A 21,588-nucleotide genomic window follows, 5' to 3' on the forward strand; every position below is an offset into this window, starting at 1 on the left:
CGAACGCCGATGTCTGACACACCCAGCCTGCGGCAGGCCGCCCTTGACTATCATGCCCATCCAAAACCGGGAAAGCTTGAGATCAAAGCCACCAAGCCGATGGCGAATGGTCGCGACCTTGCACGCGCCTACTCTCCCGGCGTTGCCGAAGCCAGCCTTGAGATCAAGGCCGATGCGGCCAATGCCGAGAAATACACGGCGCGCGGCAACCTTGTTGCTGTGGTGTCCAACGGCACGGCAGTCCTGGGGCTGGGCAATATCGGCGCGCTGGCCTCGAAACCTGTGATGGAAGGCAAAGCGGTTCTGTTCAAGAAATTCGCCGGGATCGATTGTTTCGACATCGAAGTGGATCAGCCTGACCCCGAGAAACTGGCTGATATCGTCTGCGCGCTGGAACCGACTTTCGGCGCAATCAACCTTGAAGACATCAAGGCCCCGGATTGTTTCATCGTGGAAAAGCTGTGCCGAGAGCGGATGAATATCCCGGTCTTCCACGATGACCAGCATGGCACCGCGATCGTGGTCGGTGCAGCGGCCAAGAATGCCTTGCATGTCGCGGGCAAGAAGTTCGAAGACATCAAGATCGTCTCGACCGGTGGCGGCGCGGCGGGGATCGCCTGCCTCAGCATGCTCGTCAAACTGGGCGTGAAACGAGAGAACATCTGGCTGTGCGACATTCATGGACTGGTCTACGAGGGCCGCGCCGAGGATATGAACCCGCACAAGGACCAGTTTGCGCAAAAAACAGATCTGCGCACGCTGGATGATGTGATCGGCGGGGCCGACCTGTTTCTGGGACTTAGCGGGCCTAATGTTCTCAAGCCGGAAATGGTGGCGAAAATGGCGAAAACGCCGATCATCTTCGCCTTGGCCAACCCGACCCCGGAAATCCTGCCGCAAGCCGCGCGGGAGGTTGCACCGGATGCGATCATAGCGACGGGCCGCAGCGACTTCCCCAATCAGGTGAACAACGTCCTGTGTTTCCCCTTCATCTTCCGGGGCGCGCTGGACGTGGGTGCGACCGAGATCAATGACGCCATGCAGATCGCATGTGTCGACGGCATCGCCGAGATGGCGCGCGCGACCACTAGCGCCGAAGCCGCCGCCGCCTACAAGGGTGAGCAACTGACTTTTGGGCCCGACTACCTGATCCCCAAACCCTTTGACCCGCGTCTTGTCGGCGTCGTGTCGTCATCCGTTGCCAAGGCAGCAATGGAAAGTGGCGTTGCCAAACGCCCGATCGACGATCTTGAAGCCTATAAAGAGCGCCTGAATCAGACTGTCTTCAAGTCTGCTCTGCTGATGCGGCCGGTGTTCGAAGCTGCTGCCGCCGCGTCACGCCGGATCGTTTTTGCCGAGGGCGAGGACGAACGCGTCCTGCGTGCCGCTCAGGCCATTCTGGAAGAGACCACGGAAACGCCGATCCTGATCGGGCGACCCGACGTGATCAACGCGCGGTGCGAACGACTGGGGCTGACGGTGCGTCCGGGACAGGATGTCCAGATCGTGAACCCTCAGGACGACCCGCGATACTATGACTACTGGAACTCGTACCACCAGATTATGCAGCGCCGGGGTGTAACACCCGACCTTGCAAAGGCCATCATGCGGACGAACAACACCGCTATCGCTGCGATCATGGTGCATCGCGGTGAGGCCGACAGCATGATCTGCGGCACGTTTGGCGAATATCGCTGGCATCTTAACTATGTTGAGCAGGTGCTCGATGGTGGCAACCTGCGCCCGCACGGGGCGCTGTCGCTGATGATCCTCGAAGACGGCCCGTTGTTCATCGCCGATACCCATGTGCGCCAGTTGCCCTCACCAGCAGAGCTGGCCGAGTCCACGATCGGCGCCGCGCGGCACGTCCGGCGTTTCGGACTGGAGCCCAAGATCGCCTTCTGTTCACAATCGCAGTTTGGCAATCAGGCCGAAGGCTCGGGCAAACGGCTGCGCGAGGCGCTGAAAATTCTCGACTCAGAACCACGCGATTTCACCTATGAGGGTGAAATGAACCTGGATGTCGCGCTGGACCCGGAATTGCGCGCGCGCATCTTCCCGAACTCGCGCCTGCAGGGGGCAGCCAACGTTCTGATTTTCGCCCACGCAGACGCGGCCAGCGGCGTCCGCAACATCCTCAAGATGAAGGCCGACGGGCTTGAGGTCGGGCCGATTCTGATGGGGATGGGCAACAAGGCCCATATCGTGACGCCCTCGATCACGGCGCGCGGACTGCTGAACATGGCTGCAATCGCCGGGACGCCCGTGGCTCACTACGGCTGAGCACGAATCTGACATATCGTGGGTCACACCGGGTTCCCAAAAGAACACCCGGTGTGATTCTGAACGCTCACAGTTTTTTGCACCAGAAAATTTGCAACTTTGCAAAATTCGGCTCTGAGCGCGGTTTTGGCGTGCTCCGGCGGTGTATTTGCAAAAATTTGCAGCCAGACTGACAGAAATCTGCAAATACTTTGCGATAAACTGACGCGCCGTCAGTCGCATTGCTTGTCGCACGACCACCGGACACCTTACACATCATCCGAGGATTTTGGAGGAGAGCATGATGGCGTATCAGGACGTTTACGAAAGCTGGAAAAACGACCCCGAGGCGTTCTGGATGGGCGCCGCCAAAGGGATCGACTGGGTCCAGCCCCCCAGCAAAGCCCTGTTTGACGACAATGCGCCTTTGTACGAATGGTTCAGCGATGCCAAGGTGAACACCTGCTGGAACGCGGTTGACCGGCATGTCGAGAATGGCCGGGGTGAGCAAACCGCGATCATCTATGACAGCCCGATCACGCATACCAAGCGGGAAATCTCTTATGTCGAGCTACGCAACAGGGTCGCCAATCTGGCTGGTGCGCTGCGGGCGAAGGGGATCGAGAAAGGCGATCGGGTCATCATCTATATGCCGATGATCCCCGAAGCGCTTGAGGCGATGCTGGCCTGCGCCCGCCTGGGCGCAGTGCATTCGGTTGTATTTGGCGGTTTTGCCAGCAACGAGCTGGCTGTGCGTATCGACGACGCCAAGCCCAAGGCGATCATCGCAGCCTCGTGCGGGATGGAGCCGGGTCGCGTCGTGCATTACAAACCCCTGCTTGACGGGGCCATCGACCTTGCGAGCCACAAACCCGAGTTCTGCGTGATCTTCCAGCGCGAACAAGAGGTCGCACAGCTGATCGAGGGGCGCGACGTCAACTGGCACGGGTTCCAATACGGGACCGAACCCGCAGATTGTGTGCCCGTCAGCGGCAATGATCCGGCCTATATTCTTTATACATCGGGAACCACTGGCGCACCCAAGGGCGTGGTGCGACCGACGGCCGGGCATCTGGTGGCGCTGAACTGGTCGATGAAAAACATCTACAATGTCGACCCCGGCGATGTCTTCTGGGCCGCCTCGGATGTGGGCTGGGTCGTAGGGCATTCCTACATCTGCTACGCCCCACTGATCCACGGCAACACAACCATCGTGTTCGAGGGCAAGCCTGTTGGCACGCCCGATGCGGGCACGTTCTGGCGGGTGATCTCGGAACATAAGGTCAAAAGCTTCTTCACTGCGCCCACTGCCATCCGTGCCGTCAAGCGCGAGGACCCCAAGGCCGCGATGATGGCGAAATACGACCTGTCCTGCCTGAACGCTCTGTTCCTTGCGGGCGAGCGCGCCGATCCCGACACCATTGTCTGGGCGCAGGAGGCGCTGCAGGTTCCGGTCATCGACCATTGGTGGCAGACCGAGACCGGATGGGCTATCGCCGGGAACCCGCTTGGGATTGAAGAGTTGCCGGTAAAGCTGGGATCACCTGCGAAACCGATGCCGGGTTATGACGTCCAGATTCTGGACGAAGGCGGACATCCGATGAAACCCGGAGAGCTGGGGGCAATTGCGGTGAAGCTGCCGCTGCCTCCAGGCACGTTACCGACGTTGTGGAACGCAGGGGATCGGTTCAAGAAGTCTTATCTGGAGCACTTCCCGGGCTACTACGAGACCGGCGATGCGGGGATGATTGATGAGGACGGGTACCTTTACATCATGGCGCGCACCGATGACGTGATCAACGTCGCGGGCCACCGTCTGTCGACCGGGGGCATGGAAGAAGTACTGGCCGCCCACCCTGACGTCGCTGAATGTGCCGTAATCGGGGTGTCAGACCAGCTGAAGGGCCAGATGCCGGTCGGCTTCTTGTGCCTGAATGCAGGATCGGACCGGGACCACGATGATGTAGTAAGCGATGTCGTCAAGATGGTGCGAGACAAGATCGGCCCTGTCGCGGCCTTTAAGAAAGCTGTGGTTGTGGATCGGCTGCCCAAGACGCGCTCGGGTAAGATCCTGCGTGGGACCATGGTCTCGATCGCTGATGGCAAAGAGTATAAGATGCCTGCCACGATTGACGATCCGGCTATTCTGGATGAAATCACCTCGGCCCTGCAGACCATTGGGTATGCGCAATAAATCATGCGGTGCGCCTTGCGGCGCGCCCGATTTGCGCTGACGCGCGTTGTGCGAGGCTCTGCCTCGCGCTCCGGGATATTTATGGCCAAATGAAGGGCGGGTCCGTTTTTGGATTGTCGCTCTTGCTATTGGGGTCGCTCCGCCGCAGGTTGAGGCCGGGAGGACGGGCATGGCACATGGTGATATCTGGCGGCTGAGTGCTGCGGAGTTGGTGGACCAGACGCGGGTGGGAGATCTGAGCGCCGAGGACACGGTTCAGGCCGCGTTGGAGCGGATGCATCAGGTAAACCCCGCGCTGAATGCGGTGGTCGAAGATCTTGGCGTTGAGGCGTTGGAGCGTGCGCGGAGTCTTGATAAGGCGCGCGCAGGCGGTGCTGCGGTCGGACCGTTGCATGGTGTTCCGGTTACGATCAAGGTCAACGTCGATCAGAAAGGGCATGCCACGACGAACGGGGTTGTTGCATTGAAGGACGCGATTGCGCCGGATGATGCGCCTGTGGTTTCGAACCTTCAGAAGGCCGGGGCCATTGTGATCGGGCGGACGAATACGCCTGAGTTTTCCTTTCGGGCCGACACGGATAATCCGCTTTACGGGCGCACGCACAACCCTTGGGGGCAGCATATCTCGGCGGGTGGATCCTCGGGCGGGGCTGGGGCGGCTGTTATGGCCGGAATTGGCGCGCTGGGGCATGGCAATGACATCGGGGGCAGCCTGCGGTTTCCCGCGGCAGCCAATGGTGCCGTTACCGTAAAACCCGGTTTGGGGCGCGTGCCTGCGTGGAACCCGAGCCAGAAGGCCGAGCGTGGATTGCTGGCCCAGTCCATGTCGGTGCAGGGGCTGATCACACGGTCGGCAGCGGATTTGCATCTGTCGATGCCCGCGTTGATCGCGCCGGATGCGCGCGATCCCTTCCATGTTCCAATGCCGTGGCGCGGAGCCACTCTGGATGCACCGATCAAGGTTGCCTTTACCAAGAACACATTCGGGTATGAGCTGCACCCTGAGGTGGACAAGGCGCTGGATACAGCGCGCGCTGCGTTGGTCGAAGCCGGGTATCTGGTGACCGAGATTGATCCGCCCGATGTGTTTGAATGCGGGCGCCTGGGCTATCGCGCGCTGATGGGCGAAGTGCTGACTCTGATGCAGGGCGATATCGAGGCAGCGGGCTCGCAGACCATCCGTGAGATTTTCGAGGTCTATTTTCAGGAATTCCCACCGATTGTCGGCACTGAACTGATTCAGGCTCTGGCCCAGCGCAGCCATTATGCGCGGGCCTGGTCGTTGTTTCTGCAGGAGTACCCGCTGGTCCTGTCGCCGTTTCTGCCGCAACCCTTCTTTCGGCCAGACCGGGATACCGAAGGGGCCGAGGGTGTGCATGAGGTACTGGGCTGTGCGGTCTATTCCTATGCGATGAACTTTCTTGGCCTGCCCGCCGCCAGCGTGCCGGCACGGTTGGCCGAGTTGGCGACCGGGCCGCAGCCGATCAACGTCCAGATCACCGCCAACCGTTGGCGCGAGGACATGGCGGTTGATGCCGCCGCCGCCATCGAGGCGCGGGTTGGCCAGATGGCTCCGGTTCTTTGGGACAGGATGGATGCAGGCGCATAGCAAAAAATTGACCCCGGGTTTTTGTGCCCGGGGTCCGCATGATAAAATATGCCCAGAAACCTGATGACGAGCGTAGCACCACCCACCCTCGCCAGCGCGTAAAATGCGCAATCATTTCGAAAACACCTTTAGATGGCCACTCACTTCCACCTTGGTGTGATCTCCGGGTAAGACAACATTAACAAACGATAAAGGGCGCGCCTGTGAACTGGTTCACATAAAAGATGCGAATTGGACGAACGCATCCAAATTTATGTGAATTGTTCGGAAATGAGGCGTTCTTCCAGGCCATGCCCAGGGTCGAAGAGGATTCGATGTTGTACGCTGGGGTCCGAACGGATCTCGACCCAATCGATATCGGGGAAGGACACCGAATCGGCCGCTGCGATAACCGGACGCTTGTCGGCCTCGATCACTTCGAATCGCACCCGCGCCATCTTGGGCAGCAACGCCCCGCGCCAGCGCCGGGGGCGAAACGCCGCGATGGGTGTCAACGCCAGGACATCGGCACCGATGGGCACAATGGGGCCGTGGGCCGAGTAATTATAGGCCGTCGAGCCCGCAGGCGTCGACAACAGCGCCCCGTCGCAGACGAGCTCGGCCATGCGCACACGGCCATCGACGCTGATCCTGAGGCGGGCGGCTTGCGGGCCCGCCCGTAGCAGTGAGACCTCGTTGATCGCGAGGGCCTCATGCTGTGTACCGGACTGGTCCATCGCAGTCATGCTGAGGGGGTTGATCACCTCTTCCTCGGCCTCGGCAAGGCGCGCCATCAGATCGGTTTCAGCGTATTCGTTCATCAGAAAGCCGATAGTGCCACGATTCATGCCATAGACCGGCGTATCGAGGTGCTGAATCCCGTGCAGCGTATGCAACATGAACCCGTCACCGCCCAGTGCCACCACCACATCCGCGTCCCTTGGGGCCGCATTGCCATAGCGTGCCACCAACGCGTCGCGGGCGGATTGCGCTACCTTGGCGTCGCTGGCCAGAAAGGCGATTCTTTTGCTCATGATCTGCGGTTTCCAGTGCTGCACATTTGGTTCCGAAACAAACATACCTTTCCGCATTAGGCCAGAGTTGACGCCATAGCAGGCCAATTCGTCGCTTTATAGCCTTTCTCGGCTGATCAGTTTCCGATAGGAAATCCGCCAGATAAACCCCAGCCCTGTGGAGCCACTATGAACGCCAACCTTCGTGATACCGGTTTCTTCACCCAGTCCCTTGCTGATCGTGACCCCGAGCTGTTCGGCTCGATCACATCCGAGCTGGGCCGTCAGCGCGACGAGATCGAGCTGATCGCGTCCGAGAACATCGTCTCTGCCGCCGTGATGGAAGCGCAGGGCTCGGTCATGACCAACAAATATGCCGAGGGCTATCCCGGTCGCCGCTACTATGGCGGTTGCCAATTCGTCGACATCGCCGAGAACCTGGCCATCGACCGCGCGAAAAAGCTGTTTGGCTGTGGCTTTGCTAACGTGCAGCCGAACTCGGGCTCTCAGGCAAACCAGGGTGTGTTCCAGGCGCTGATCCAGCCCGGCGACACCATTCTGGGCATGTCGCTGGATGCCGGTGGTCACCTGACCCACGGCGCGCGTCCGAACCAGTCGGGCAAGTGGTTCAACGCGGTGCAATACGGTGTGCGCCAGCAGGACAACATGCTGGACTATGATCAGGTTGAGGCGCTGGCGAAAGAGCATAACCCCAAGCTGATCATCGCAGGTGGCTCGGCCATCCCGCGCCAGATCGATTTTGCTCGTATGCGCGAGATTGCCGATATGGTTGGTGCCTATCTGCACGTGGACATGGCGCACTTCGCCGGTCTGGTTGCGGCAGGCGAGCACCCCTCGCCCTTCCCGCACGCGCATGTGGCCACCACCACCACGCACAAGACCCTGCGCGGCCCGCGCGGCGGCATGATCCTGACCAACGACGAAGATATCGCCAAGAAAGTGAACTCGGCCATCTTCCCCGGAATTCAGGGCGGCCCGCTGATGCACGTCATCGCTGGTAAGGCCGTTGCCTTTGGCGAGGCGCTGCGTCCCGAATTCAAGAGCTATATCCAGCAGGTTATCACCAACGCGCAGGCGCTGTCGGATCAGCTGATCAAGGGCGGTCTGGACACGGTGACCCACGGCACCGACACCCATGTGGTGCTGGTCGACCTGCGCCCCAAAGGCGTCAAGGGCAACGCGACCGAGAAGGCCTTGGGCCGCGCGCATATCACCTGCAACAAGAACGGCGTGCCGTTTGATCCTGAGAAGCCGACCATCACCAGCGGTATCCGTCTGGGGTCGCCCGCAGGAACCACCCGTGGCTTTGGCGAGACCGAGTTCCGCCAGATCGCGGACTGGATCATCGAGGTTGTGGACGGTCTGGCCGCCAACGGAGAAGACGGCAACGCCGAGGTCGAGGCAAAGGTGAAGGCCGAAGTCGCCGAGCTGTGCGCGCGCTTCCCGATCTATCCGAATCTCTGATCCGTCTCAGGTCGTGAAACAGAAAGCGGCGCCTCAAGGGGCGCCGTTTTTCTTTTGGGTTTGGCTCAAATGTAGCCGCGCCAGCGCAAGACGATGACCGCCAGCGCTGCAAGCGCGATCAGCCCCAAAGCCAGCGAACCCAAAAAGCTCAGAAACCAGCCCAAGCGTCTGTCGGCCAGATTGATCCCGTTCAGATGGGTCTGAACCTCGTCAGACGCTTTCTCAAGCTTCGGCATATCCAGAACCATCCGCAGCTTTGGGTGTTCGGCCATCTGCTCGGCCCGGGCCAGCACCATGGCCTGTTTATAGACCTTGCGCGGTAAGCGCCGCTTGGCGCGCTTGACCGAAGAGATCAGTGTTTTGTCCTTCACCCCAAGCTTTTTGCGCAGCAACCGGATGGTCTGCGCGATCTGCGTCTGGATATCGATTTCCTGCGTCATCTGCGCCTCCTGACGGGGTAATCTAGCCCTCTGCCGCGCAGGCGACAATGGGGCTGGTTGTTCCGCCCGGTGACGCGTATCACAGGGATATGCTGAATACGATCATCCATGGCGACCCGACCGACCACCCGCCCCTGCTGATTGCGCATGGCCTTTACGGCTCGGCCCGGAACTGGGGCGTCATCGCGCGGCGGCTGTCTGATGAGAGGCAGGTGATCGCGGTCGACATGCGCAACCATGCCTACAGCTTCTGGAACGATCAGCATGGCTATCCGCAACTGGCGCAGGATTTGGCCGAAGTCATCGACAGCGTCGGAGGCCTGGCCGATGTGGTGGGCCATTCCATGGGCGGCAAAGCCTCGATGGTGCTGGCGCTGGAACATGGTGATCTGGTGCGCAAACTTGTCGTCGCGGATATCGCGCCCGTCACCTATGGGCACAGTCAGATGCCGTTCATCGAGGCAATGCGGGCGGTGGATATGTCGCGCGTCCAGCGTCGCTCGGACGCCGAGGCGCAACTGGCCGATCTGGGCGTCGAAAAATCCCTGCAGAGCTTTTTCACGCAGTCGTTGGATGTTGAAGGCGGGCGCTGGCGGCTGAATCTGGACGTTCTGGCCAGCGAAATGCTCAAGATCATGAGCTTTCCCGAGGTTTCAGGCCATTGGGACGGCCCTACGCTGTTTCTGTCCGGTGCCGCGTCAGACTATGTCCTGCCCGAACACCGCGACCAGATACGCGCCCTTTTCCCCTCGGCCCGATTCGCGAAAATCCCCGGCGCGGGGCATTGGCTGCACGCCGAGAAACCCCGTGAATTCGAAGCTGCTGTCAGAACCTTCCTGAACGCCTGATCACGCCCCTTGGTAGAGCCGCTTGGCCACCAGCCATGACGCAGGTGCGGCGACAACTGCCCCTGCAATAGCGGCGTAGATAATGGCCATCGCGCTAACCATCCCTGCCGCCAGAACGGCGATCACGGCGGTTCCGGCAAGGGCGGTGGCGATCAGTGAATATAGCATAGCTGCAAGGCGTATCATGGCCGGTTGTCCTGTTTGGTCACACTCGACGATCACATTACAGGAATCGCATATAACTCGCTTTGACCTGTGTCAGATCAAACTCTTACATCCCCGGATCAACCGGTTCGACGGTATCACCGCCGCCGTTTACCCAATCCGAAAATCCGCCCATGTTGTAGACATGATGATAGCCCATATCCTTCAGCAGTTTTCCGGCCAGTGCCGCCCGGCCACCTGACGCGCAGTGCAGGACAATGACGCGATCCTTGCGCAATTCAGGGTCATAGGATTGCAGGTCAGGGTCAGCCCGGAATTCAAGCATACCGCGCGGGATGTGATGCGACCCCACGGCCCTGCCCGTCTTTTCCAGCTCGGGCGCGTCCCGGATATCCAGCAGCAGCGCCCCCTGCGCCAGCAACTCCTGCGCTCTGCCCGCGTCAATCCGTTCGACCACGGCATTGGCGGCCTCCATCATCTCTTTGACTGTCAAAGCCATCCGCGCACCCTCCTGCAGATTGAATCTGCAAGAGGGTAACATGCGCAATTTGGAAGATGTAGCAGTTAACGTATGCGGCCCGTCACATTAATGTTCCCGGAACGCGCGCGACATGCTGTCGACCACAGGCTTGGCGATATAGGCCGCGAATGTGCGCTCTTCGGTCTGGATCATGATCTCGGCAGGCATGCCGGGTGTGGGCACGAAACCCCGCACGCGGCTCATCTCGTCCGAGGTCAGCGAGATGCGCGCCAGATAGACCTCTTGCGGCATACCGGCGGAATCCTCGACCAGCGAGTCCGCCGAGACATAGAACACCTCACCCTCAAGCACCGGGGTCGTGCGCTGGTTCAGCGCCACCAGGCGCACCGTTGCGATCTGTCCGGTTACGACGCTGTCGATCTCGGTGCGCGGGATTTGCGCCTCGATGATCAGCGGAGCGTCGGCGGGCAGAATCTCGGCGATCTGCTCGCCGGTTTCGATCACACCGCCCGGCGTGTGGTGATGCAAGCGCACTACCGTGCCCGTCACCGGGGCACGGACAACCGCACGCGCCAGCACGCTGCGCGCCTGCCGCGCCTTCTCGCGCACGGATTCCAGATCGGCCTCAATCACGCCCAGCTCATCCAGCGCGGCCTCGCGATAGGCCGAGCGGGTGCGCAGGATTTGCTCTTCATACTTCAGCAGCATCTGATTGACCTCGGCGGTTTCGGCATGCAGACGCGCCAGTTGCCCCTCTGCTTCGGCTTGCACCCGGCGGATGGTGTTCAAATCGCCTTTGCGCACCAAACCCTTCTCGAACAGCGCGTGTTTCGTGTCATATTCCTCCTGCAGGATGTCCGAGCGGCGCTGCATGCTTGTCAGCTGCGCCTCGAACCCGGTGGCGCGGATCTTCAACGCCTCCATGTTCCGCTGCAGCAATGCGATGTCGTTCAACAACGTCTTGCGTGAAACATTGAAGCTGAGCTTCTGGTTATCCAGAATGGTCATGACCTCGACATCGTCCGAGGCCTCAATCAGGTCGGGCGAGAACACCAGATCCTCTTGCTCGCTGTGCTCGGCCAGAAGGCGTTCGGTCATGGCTTGCAGGCGGATTTTGCGGATAAACAATTCCCGCTCATTCGCCGCGGCAGAGGTCTGATCAAGCGTCATCATGATCTGACCTGCCTCAACCGCCTCGCCTTCGGCGACCAGAATATTCTCAATGATCCCGCCCTCAAGGTGCTGCACGATCTTGTTGCGTCCCGTGGCGACAAAGCTGCCCTGCGCGATGACCGCCGCCGCCAGCGGCGCGCGGAAAGACCAGACGCCAAAGCCACCGAAACAGACCACGAGCATGATCATACCGATGACGATGAACTTGGTGATCGATCGCGGTACCTCGGCGTACCAGACGCCCGGATCATCTTTGCGGACTACCAGCTCATTCATGATCTATCCCCCGTTGCCCTGAATTTCAGGTGGCTGCTGCCGCGAGTTGTTCAGCTGCTGCAGAACCTGTTCGCGCTGACCAAAGAGCGCCACGCGCCCGTCGGTCAGCAGCATGATCTTGTCGACCACGCTCAGCAGCGTTGGCTTTTGCGTGATGACAACGACAGTGATCTTGCTTTCCTTGGCCTGCTCAATCGCACGCGCCAGCGCCTTGTCGCCCGCCACGTCGAGATTCGAGTTCGGTTCGTCCAGCACCACCAGCCGCGGGTTGCCAAAGAAGGCGCGCGCCAACGCGATGCGCTGTTTCTGGCCGCCTGACAGGGGTGAGCCATCTGCGGCCACCACCGTCTCGTACCCCTGTGGGAGTGTCGCGATCATGTTGTGGACGTCGGCCAGCACGGCCGCGTCGTGGATTTGTTCGTCGGTCGCATCCGCACGCATTCGGCCGATATTGTCCTTGATCGTACCGGGGAACAGCTGCACGTCCTGCGGCAGGTATCCGATGCTTTCACCAAACTGGCGCGGGTCCCAGTTGCGGATGTCCATCAGGTCCAGCCGAACGCTGCCCGAGGTCGGCAGGATCGAGCCCACCAGCGTCTTGCCGAGCGTTGTCTTGCCCGCGCCGGAATTACCGATGATGGCCAGCGTCTCGCCGGGGTTCAGGGCAAAGGTGATCCCGTTCAGCACCACGCGCTTGGTGCCGCCGGGCACGTACAGCAGGCGCTCGACATCCAGACGACCCTCTGGGCGCGGCAGGCGCAGTTTCTCGTATTGCAGGGCCGAATTCGACAGCAACGCCTTGATCCGGCCAAAAGCCCCACGGGTCAGCAGGAAGGTGTTCCAGCCCTCGATCGACCCTTCGATCGGGGCAAAAGCACGACCCGCAATGATCGAAGCCGCGATGACCATGCCACCCGTGATCTCTCCCTGCAGCGCCAGATAAGCACCCCACCCCAGAATGCCGATCTGGGTCAGCAGACGCACGGCGCGAGAGATGGCGGCGAAGATCACGTTGCGATCCTGCGCCTTGACCTGCCATGTCAGCGATTGTGCGGTATCACGGCCCCAGATGCGCACCGCCTCGGGGATCATAGCCAGCGCGTTGATGATCTGGCTGTTGCGCGACATTGAATCCAGATGCTGGTTGGCAAGCGACTGGGCCTGATTGGCCTTGGCAAAGGGTTTTGCGGTGAGTTTCTGGTTCACCAGCGCGATCACCATCAGGATCAGCGCAGTGGTCACAACGATCATGCCAAGCTGCGGATGCACCAGAAAGATCATCAGGATGAACAGCGGTGCAAAAGGCACATCAAGGAAGGAAATCAGCGTGCCCGAGACCAGAAAGCCCCGCACCTGCTGCAAATCGCCCAGCGTCTGATACTCGCGCCCGTTACCATGCAGCGAGGCATGGGCCGCCGCGCTCAGAACCGGGGCACCCAGACGGGCCGCTACCTCGACCGCCGTACGCATCAGCATAAACCGGCGCACGGCGTCAAATGCAGCCTGAAAGATCACCGCGCCCGCAACAATTGCGGTCAGCATGATCAGCGTATCCAGCGAGCGGCTGGTCAGCACCCGGTCACTGATCTGGAACAGATAGATCGGGATCGCCAGGATCAGGATGTTGGTGGCGCAGGTCAGCACCAGCACAAAGGCCAGATTGCGCCAGATCGCGCGCAGCGAGGTGCGCAGCGTTTTCTGGAAATCTTCGGGCGGAGTGCGTTTGTGAAAGGTTTGGGGTGGCCCCTTGCCGTCGCCGCCGCCCGTCCCCGAGCGCATCAACGGTTCGTTCGCCTTTGCCTCGATCGTGGTACCCATGCGGTCTTTGCCGTCCGCAGGCGCAGAGGGGGTCATACGCGCTGTCGAATGATCGGCTGTCTCACGATCCGGGGTCTCTGGCTTGGCCACCCCAGTATCGCCGCCCGCCGGATCCGGATCTTGCGCGGGCTGCGACGGCGCGCGCTGAAGGGGAGAGCCAGCGCGCGCTTGTGACGTAATATCTGACTGCTGCGCATGCCTCGGCCCGGTTTTGTCCGGCTCTTGTGATTTTTGGGGCACCGCATCCTCAGGTGCCCGGTCTGATGGGGAATCCAGCGTTTCCACGCCCTCTTCGATGGCGAGTGCAGAAGCGGGTTGGGAGTTGGACAAAAGCATCTCCTTGGTCAGGCGAAAACGGGCTTCTGCCCCCAACGCATCAGCCTTAGCGGGCGCCTTGGCCCGGTTGCTGTCATCCAGTGGCGCCTGGCCTCCGCCTCCGTGCCGGTCCAAAGGGCTGGCAAAACGGGTCCGGCGCGACGAAAAAACGATCGACATATATAAAAAACCTTTGGGTCACTCGTAATGTACGGAAAACTCAGGCCAGCATTGACTGCAGGCCATCCGAAGCGGTCGCCATCTCGCTTGGCGTCAGGTCATTGCCCTTCGGTCCGATATCGGCACCGTGACCAGGCATCCCCATTTCATCCATCAGGGCTGCAATGGCTTCGTTCGTCATCTCTGTAATATCTTCGTTGGTGGGCATGTCGATCAGGCTGGCCTGATGCAACAGCAGGTCCGAATATGACCCGTCCTGCGCCATCACCACCGAGTCGACCCCGGCCTTGGTCACGTTGGCAGCGTTCAGCAATGCGTTGCTGCCGGCGATCACCTCGGTCGCGGATGCGCCTGGTCCATCCAGATGCACATCATCCTGATCGGCCAGCTTGGTCTCTTGCTCAACCACATTCAGCTGCACCAGTGACCCATCAACCTTGAGGACACGCATCTGTTCCATTCCGGCGAACATCGGATCGTTCATCAGCGCATCTTCCAGCGCCTCCATGTCGGATTCCTGTAGCGCCATCGCGTCGGCCATCGCGCTCTGCATCGCCTCGTGCGTATCGTCCCCTTCCGTGAGCAGCGAGACCTCATTCATGACAAGGTTTTCGTCGGTCCCTTCCATCGGCTTCGGCAGACCGCCGGTCACGATGTCATCATCCATCAGCACCAGCGTCTGGACAAAAGAGTCGACCGAGATCATGTCACCATCCACCATGACCAGATCGTAGTAGCTGCCAAGCTGCAGAATGTCGGTCACATCGACCATTTCGTTGTCGCCCAGCGCATAAAGCGTGGTCGTGGCGGAAATCTCGGTGTCGATATGGTCAATATCCGTAGCGTCTATGGTTTGCTTGACGAAATTCGCCACGATGAGATCGCCGTTGATCCAATCGACATGCACGAGGCCCGGCGCATCGTCCCCTTCGCCCGAGATCCAACCGGCAGCGCTGCCTTCGACCTCGATCGACGAGGACTGAATGACTTTCGTACCGGACCCGCCATTTGTGCCCTTATCAATATCCGAGACGACTGCGACCTGACTGACCATTGTCAGTTCGATCGACTTGCCACCAACCGCAATGAAGGGCGCATCAACCCAGGCCACGGTGGCAGAAACAGCATTAATCGCCAGATTGCCCCCTACGATCACTTCATGGCCATCCGAAAACTCTGGGTCGGCGTCCTGATCCCATTCCACCGGGAATGGATCCGGAGTGGCATCTTCATCATCTTCCTCGGGCTGATGATACGCAGGCAGAAGGTCGTCCCACTCTGGCGCCTCATCCATATATTCGCCGTTGACGATCACGCCCATCGCGTCGTCCCCATGGAACTGATAGACAACCGCGCCCTCAACCTCGACCTGGATCGGCGAGAGCATGTCTTCGGCCAGCGTTTCGACATATTCGACCGACAGGTAGTCCGAGATCGAGAAAGATGGCGCAGAAAAGGCATGCAGTGAGGTCGCAACCTGCATCGCGGCCTCGGCCAGCGCCACAAGCTCTTCGGGATCGCGGAAGTCACCCTCGCCCACCACATCATTGTCGCGCAAAAAGATCGACTGGAAGGTGTAAGTGATCGCCGATCCGATCAACTCGGTCACAATCTGCGGCTCAAGGATTATCGTATTTTGCGCGGCCTGGCCGATGGCCCCATCCGGCAGCGGTGGCCCTGCCGCGGGCGGTGCAGCAAGCACCACATTGGATTGGAGATATGGCCCGTCAGGCGCAGGTGGAAGTTCAGGAGTGGCAGGGAGGCTGTCGATCAAATAAGACAGCGGCGCATATTTTCCGGGGTCCAGGTCAAGATCTGCCTTGACCGTAATCTTGAACGGATCTTCCAGTTCCTCCAACTCGGCCTTGCGGCGCATAGCGGTGAACTCTTCATACTGATCCCTCAGCCGGGTTTGCTCAATCGTAAGATCAAAAGTTCCAATAAAGTGTGCAATTTTCTCGGTAACACTATCGAATGACATTTCGATGACCTCTAACTCCTTCCCCGGCAGGAAATTTCCGGGTCTGGATTTGCTGGGCCGAGGCCACAGAATGCGGCCCCGGCGTTTTCATTAAGACGGGGGCCGAAAATACGGCCCCCGCGAATTGGTCTTAGACCTCGGTGTCGTCGCTCGAGTAAGTCGAGGTCATCGAACCGCCAACCATGGTCGTATCGACCGAGTTACCAAGCACATTGGCACCCATGACGATCGATTGGTTGAAGGCAGATGTATCGACTACTGCGGCTGCGGATGCATAGGATTCGCCGTTGACGATACCGTCGCCACCGTTGTCCGAACCCCAGGAGCCGCCATTACCGCCAGCACCACCGGCGCCCGAATATGCACCGGATGCTTCGCCACCGGTGTTGATCGCACCTGTGGTTGCACCACCAGTAGACGTACCCATGACGTCACCGCTGGTGCCGCCATTCGATGCTGCTGCACCACCGGCACCGCCGTCACCCGACATCGCAGAACCTGTTGCGTCACCCGACGCCATCGAGTCCGCATCATTATCGGACGACGCATCACCACCGTATCCGGCAATCGCTTCGGCAAGGCTGTCGGCGTAACCATCGTTGGCTGCCTCGGCCCATGCTTCAGAGTCGCCGCCGTTTCCGGCTTCGTTGGTCGCGTCAGCCGAACCGGCACCGCTTCCGGCCGAGCTTGCGTCTGGGTTGGCTGTACCACCAGCGCCACCCGTACCTTCGGCCGATGCCATACCATCGCCGCTGGCGTCTGCCGATCCGTTGCTCGTGTTGGTTCCACCATTGCCACCAGAACCGTCTACGTCCTGATCGTTGTCGGCAGAGCCGTCGATATCACCAGGCGACTGCGTGATCACCGGTCCAGCAGCGTCTTGGTCACCAACACCTTGTGCTGCCGCATCCGTGTCGACAAAACCGCCACCGGCGCCGCCAGTGCCCGTACCACCGGTACCAGTACCACCAGTACCCGTACCGCCAGTACCGGTACCACCAGTACCCGTACCACCAGTACCCGTACCGCCGGTACCTGTACCACCGGTACCTGCACCACCGGTTCCGCCGTCTCCGCCGGTACCATTCGAGTTGCCATCTCCGGCTGCTTCGTCACCGTCAGGATCTTCTTCCTCTTCGACCAGCAGTACAGGGAATGCGAACCCTTCTTCTACCGAACCGGAATCTCCGCCGGTACCGTCACCACCATTGGCATTGCCACCAGAGCCTTCGCCACCGGAGCCTTCGCCGCCAGAGCCTTCGCCACCGGAGCCTTCGCCACCAGCACCTTCGCCACCAGCGCCTTCGCCGCCAGCGCCTTCGCCACCGGAACCTTCGCCGCCATCGGCATCATTCCAACCCATGGCGCCAGCACCAGCCAGACCCAAACCAATATTGCCTCCTGAGGAAGACTCGTTGGCTTCGTTGGTTCCATCGCTGGAGTTGTCTGCCGAACCATCGTTTTCGGCATCACCATCGCCACCATCGGCACCGTCGTTAGAAGCATCGGTTCCCGCCAGACCAAGGCCAGCAGCCAATGCACCCGAGGTGTTGTCACCACCGTCCGCATCGCCATCTGCGTTCGCTCCGGACAGGCCAAGACCCAGACCAAGACCAAACGATTCAGCGCCGCCACCGTCGCCACCAGTCGAGTCGCTGTCTGAGCTTGATTCACCATAGTTGTCGGCATTGGATTCGCTGTCGGCAGCTCCTCCTTCACCGCCAGTGCTGTCACCGTCCGAGCTGGCGCTTGAATGACCAAGACCCAGGCTTGCATTATAGGCATCGCCCGAAGACGCGCCGTCGCCACCGGTTGCAGCGCTGTCTGCGTTTCCGGAATGACCGCCAAAGGCCAGCGAATGGCTGCCGCTGGTATCGCCATAAGCGTCACCGCCGTAGCTCATGCCGCCATCACCAGAAGAGCCACCGTCGTTGTTTACGTCGATGCCATCCTCAGCATAGGCCTCGCCACCGTTGGCGTCGCCATTCTGGCTGAAGTCGCCCGAGTTCGATACCGATGCGGTGCCCAGTGAGTCACTATCTTCCAGGCTGGCGTATTGCTGATTGATCGACGCAAAGTCGTTTCCGGGCCCGTCCAGTGAGATATCGATATTGATATCATCGCCGGGATCATAATTGACGTCGTCGCCCGCCGTGATCACGTCACCGACGTCGCCATCGACATCTTCGATATCGACGTCAACCTTGTCATCGTCGCGCGGAATCCATTCTCCGCCTGAGAAATCAATGTCTACTGATGCGGTGTTGTTATTGGTGTTGCTGTCGTCACCACCGTTCGACTGCGAGTTGCTGTCATTGCCACCGTTGGTGTTGCTGTCATTGCCACCATTGGTGTTGCTGTCGTTACCACCGTTGGTGTTGCTGTCGTTACCACCATTGGTGTTGCTGTCATCGCCCTGTTGCTGCTGTTGTTGCTGCTGCTGCAGGTCTTCAACAGCCATCTCTTCTTCTACTTCGACTTGCGGCTCATCTACGATAGGATCCTGATCGTCGATGACTTCTTGGACATCGGTGATAGGTGCTACTCTACGTTCCATAATAAATTTCCACTTTTACTGAAGCACCAGACCGCCACTCATCTACAAAGCGGTTACAGGCGCGGTTGAAACAGATTTCGCGCACAGAGTGTCAAACTGGACACTCGCGCGGCAGTGAAGGTCTTCTGTCTGGTCAGCCCCCCTTTCTCGGCCCAGCCGATTCCATGACCACAGAAAATTCGCCGAAATAAGCGGCCGCGGGCATGTCAGGTTCAAAGATGCTTCATCAATTGAAGCGCGATCATGGTCGCAGCGATGGGGGAGGGTGAATAGCTGGCCGAAAGTACTAAATGTGGCAACTCTTTGTTTAAATAATGGTTTTTTCAGAAACCGCCTTTAGACAAGGCATTTCGGAGGAAAAACGAGCAAATTTCGGCCTTGTCAGTATTTTATTTATAAAAAACAATAAATTAACGGATATCGACAAAATCCAATACTAACCGAAAGTTCTATGGCACAGCACCGAAGCATGGCGTTCTATTGCTGAAATTCGAACTTTAAGTTATCATGAAGTTCTATTTTGAAGATTTTAGTTACCGTTGGGCGCCATCTGAATCTGTACCCGATTAGACCTTCAGCAGGTGGTGCGTTTATTAGTGGGGGAAGGACAATGAAGACCTCATTGCAAGATGACTCCCGTGGTCAGATTGAATACCCAGAAGACCTGACGATCACATTTATCGGTAAGGAATTATTCTATTCCAACCAAACTCTCAGAAGTGTCCAGAATGAATTTGGCGTCGTAGCGGCGCGCTACGAAACGATCGACGCGCTTCTGAGCGAGAGCGGATCTGCGCCGCCGGCCGAACGTATTATCGTGGTCGACCAGATGTTGATAGAGGATTTGCTGACCCGCCCGGGCGATTACGCAAAGCTGGCGCAAGACGGTTGTCTGGCGTTCGCATACCGTAAGAAAAGTTCGGCCAGATTCCTGTTTGAACACTGGCCGCGCGACCAGTTCGGCAATATCGGGTACCTTCCCATGAACGTCGCGCCCGATGTCTGGCGCGCCATTCTGCGTCTCTTGATGCACGAAGAACTGCACCTGCCCTGTTTCCTGGCAGACAGCGTTGCAGCCAAACAGGCGACCGCAGAAACCTCGATTGAAAACCAGCCAGCCACCCGGACGCGCGCGCCTGAAAAACTGCTGCTTTACGCCAAACTCACCCGCCGCGAGAAACAGGTGCTGAGACTCGTTGCACAAGGCAAAAGCAACAAGGCAATCGCCGCTAAGCTGGGCATCACCGAACACACTGTGAAACTGCACATGCACAACGTTTCGGGCAAGATTGATGTCAGCAACCGGACCGAAGCCGCCCATTTCTATTTCGAGGTCGCACCGAACGAGACGCGCAATGCCTCAGTTGGATGAGGCTTTCGAAACGCGGTTTGACCGGCTGATCCTTCTGGTCGGCCGGTTGAACTATATGTGGACGAATACGGAAAGCCTGCTGATCCATCTGATCGCCGGGCTGACCGGAGCCAACAAAGACGTCGCCGTCATCATCTTCCTGACCCTGAACACGACCCGCGCACGCATCGATCTTGTCGAGCGCCTCGCCAAGATGGAGGGTCGCCCTGCCGAGGTTCGCGATCCGATCCTGGAACATACACAACGCTTGTTGCGCCTGTCGTCGATCCGAAACAAATACAACCACTGCATCTATTCCTTCGATCAGGAAAGCGGAAATCCCAAAACCATCCTGATGCGTATCGCAGACCGCAAGACAGACATCAAACTTGGGCGCGAAGACACCGTGGACGATGACGCGATGCGCGAAATCGAGGATGTAGTTGCCCGTCTCTCGACAGCCAACACTGACATCTGGGCCCTGATCAAGCGGCTTGGGTTTCCTGTCTGACCCATTCCGAACACCGATTCTGAGCTGTTGGGTAAAAGAAGGGCGCGCCTGATCACAGCGCGCCCTATGAAAAAGGGAGGATTATGAAAAACCAAACGCCCGAAACAAAAAAGAGGCGCTCACTCACTAACACCTCTCTTCTGACGCATATTGTCAGAGTTATCAGTGATGCAATTCACATGCGTTCAAAACAAACTTGGAAAAGCTGTAGCGATCACACCGACCAGCACGACGGCGAGCGCCCGGTGGCGGCGATCCCTTCAAGCACCATAGGGCTTCTATCGAGACCAAAAACAAAGTCAGCGCCACCTATAGGCAGCAAATCTCTGACTAAGGGAAAACCCCAATTTCAGATATCAAAGACAGGTGTTAGTTTGACTTCAACGGATCGTTTTCAACGCTCCGACACCCCCTAGGAGAGAGGGGCTGGCCAAGACCCCCTCATCCAGCCCCTCGCGCCATCTTCACTCTCTACCATTTGTGAGACGATGGCTTGCTCCCCTAAAGGTGCCCTTTCGGGCATAGTGGAATCATAGCACGTCTCGCCTCAAAAATCTCCCCCTTTGCCAGAGTTTCTTAGCCCCGTCACCGGACGCAAGGATGGTCAGGAGCATTCGCTACGCCACGCCTCGAAAACGCGCTCGGGAACGATCTGAGAGTTTGGCAGGAAAAACGTGGTGCCCCCACACGGGCTGCATGTGAAAACCAGACCAACCCTAAGGGCACGTTTTTCAAGGGATAATCAGATCGACCTTCAGGTCATGTGTCCCAAGACGTGTATGTTTTGTGTCTCACACTATGTGGGTGATGTCCACCAATGGATGCAGAGCAAAGCGGTGTGGTTCTTGCCCAAAAAAGCGAAGCAATACCTGATAATGCTTGCCGTGGACGATCAGCTTGCTTCCGCCCGCCTTGTAGCGCATGGAAAAAAACAATGGTTGCATCAGGAG

At 59.1% G+C, this 21,588-nt stretch carries 16 protein-coding genes; 7 read left to right on the forward strand and 9 right to left on the reverse strand.

Annotation, left to right across the window (positions count from 1 at the left end):
• Positions 1-9: 9 nt before the first annotated feature.
• The 3 genes from ACR3EN_RS00930 to ACR3EN_RS00940 all read left to right on the forward strand — a co-directional run bounded on the left by ACR3EN_RS00930 (position 10) and on the right by ACR3EN_RS00940 (position 6,065).
• Entirely contained in the window at positions 10-2,283 is a 2,274-nt protein-coding gene (locus tag ACR3EN_RS00930) for an NADP-dependent malic enzyme (protein WP_480857072.1), read from the forward strand.
• A 283-nt stretch (positions 2,284-2,566) separates the two neighbouring features.
• Positions 2,567-4,456: a propionate-CoA ligase PrpE gene (gene prpE, locus ACR3EN_RS00935; RefSeq protein ID WP_480820060.1), complete on the forward strand. Its 1,890-nt coding sequence runs from the start codon at positions 2,567-2,569 to the stop codon at positions 4,454-4,456.
• A 169-nt stretch (positions 4,457-4,625) separates the two neighbouring features.
• Positions 4,626-6,065, forward strand: coding sequence for an amidase family protein (locus ACR3EN_RS00940; RefSeq protein WP_480819487.1), 1,440 nt, complete (start codon positions 4,626-4,628; stop codon positions 6,063-6,065).
• Positions 6,066-6,316: 251 nt separating this feature from the next.
• Here ACR3EN_RS00940 and ACR3EN_RS00945 read toward each other — a convergent pair whose 3' ends face one another.
• Complete coding sequence (locus ACR3EN_RS00945; RefSeq protein WP_480819486.1) at positions 6,317-7,078, reverse strand: NAD kinase; 762 nt, start codon at positions 7,076-7,078, stop codon at positions 6,317-6,319.
• Positions 7,079-7,246: 168 nt separating this feature from the next.
• On the opposite strand from ACR3EN_RS00945, the gene glyA reads away from it, so the two are divergent.
• A complete protein-coding gene (gene glyA / locus ACR3EN_RS00950) occupies positions 7,247-8,542 on the forward strand; it encodes a serine hydroxymethyltransferase (protein WP_480819485.1) in 1,296 nt (431 codons plus the stop codon).
• A gap of 65 nt (positions 8,543-8,607) precedes the next feature.
• On the opposite strand, the gene ACR3EN_RS00955 is transcribed toward glyA, so the two are convergent.
• Positions 8,608-8,982, reverse strand: coding sequence for a hypothetical protein (locus tag ACR3EN_RS00955; RefSeq protein WP_480819484.1), 375 nt, complete (start codon positions 8,980-8,982; stop codon positions 8,608-8,610).
• 47 nt (positions 8,983-9,029) lie between these two features.
• Here ACR3EN_RS00955 and ACR3EN_RS00960 point away from each other — a divergent pair, with 47 nt between their 5' ends.
• Complete coding sequence (locus ACR3EN_RS00960) at positions 9,030-9,830, forward strand: alpha/beta fold hydrolase (RefSeq protein ID WP_480870208.1); 801 nt, start codon at positions 9,030-9,032, stop codon at positions 9,828-9,830.
• On the opposite strand, the gene ACR3EN_RS00965 is transcribed toward ACR3EN_RS00960, so the two are convergent.
• The 6 genes from ACR3EN_RS00965 to ACR3EN_RS00990 form a co-directional block, all read right to left on the reverse strand.
• Complete coding sequence (locus tag ACR3EN_RS00965; protein WP_480528563.1) at positions 9,831-10,016, reverse strand: hypothetical protein; 186 nt, start codon at positions 10,014-10,016, stop codon at positions 9,831-9,833.
• A gap of 85 nt (positions 10,017-10,101) precedes the next feature.
• Positions 10,102-10,494: a rhodanese-like domain-containing protein gene (locus ACR3EN_RS00970; RefSeq protein ID WP_480819482.1), complete on the reverse strand. Its 393-nt coding sequence runs from the start codon at positions 10,492-10,494 to the stop codon at positions 10,102-10,104.
• Positions 10,495-10,581: 87 nt separating this feature from the next.
• Positions 10,582-11,925: an HlyD family type I secretion periplasmic adaptor subunit gene (locus ACR3EN_RS00975; RefSeq protein WP_480819481.1), complete on the reverse strand. Its 1,344-nt coding sequence runs from the start codon at positions 11,923-11,925 to the stop codon at positions 10,582-10,584.
• Between the two features lie 3 nt (positions 11,926-11,928).
• On the reverse strand, positions 11,929-14,238 hold the full coding sequence (locus ACR3EN_RS00980) for a type I secretion system permease/ATPase (protein ID WP_480819480.1): 2,310 nt from the start codon (positions 14,236-14,238) through the stop codon (positions 11,929-11,931).
• A gap of 40 nt (positions 14,239-14,278) precedes the next feature.
• Entirely contained in the window at positions 14,279-16,219 is a 1,941-nt protein-coding gene (locus ACR3EN_RS00985) for a type I secretion protein (RefSeq protein ID WP_480870211.1), read from the reverse strand.
• Positions 16,220-16,349: 130 nt separating this feature from the next.
• On the reverse strand, positions 16,350-18,776 hold the full coding sequence (locus tag ACR3EN_RS00990) for a hypothetical protein (protein WP_480819478.1): 2,427 nt from the start codon (positions 18,774-18,776) through the stop codon (positions 16,350-16,352).
• 520 nt (positions 18,777-19,296) lie between these two features.
• On the opposite strand from ACR3EN_RS00990, the gene ACR3EN_RS00995 reads away from it, so the two are divergent.
• Positions 19,297-20,148 (forward strand): response regulator transcription factor, encoded by an 852-nt coding sequence (locus ACR3EN_RS00995; RefSeq protein ID WP_480819477.1) that lies wholly within the window; start codon positions 19,297-19,299, stop codon positions 20,146-20,148.
• Entirely contained in the window at positions 20,132-20,638 is a 507-nt protein-coding gene (locus ACR3EN_RS01000) for a hypothetical protein (protein ID WP_480819476.1), read from the forward strand. The genes ACR3EN_RS00995 and ACR3EN_RS01000 overlap by 17 nt, the downstream gene beginning before the upstream one ends.
• Positions 20,639-21,429: 791 nt before the next feature.
• On the opposite strand, the gene ACR3EN_RS01005 is transcribed toward ACR3EN_RS01000, so the two are convergent.
• A complete protein-coding gene (locus tag ACR3EN_RS01005; RefSeq protein ID WP_480918379.1) occupies positions 21,430-21,561 on the reverse strand; it encodes a hypothetical protein in 132 nt (43 codons plus the stop codon).
• Positions 21,562-21,588: the final 27 nt, after the last annotated feature.

It is taken from the genome of Ruegeria sp. G7, assembly GCF_056535465.1.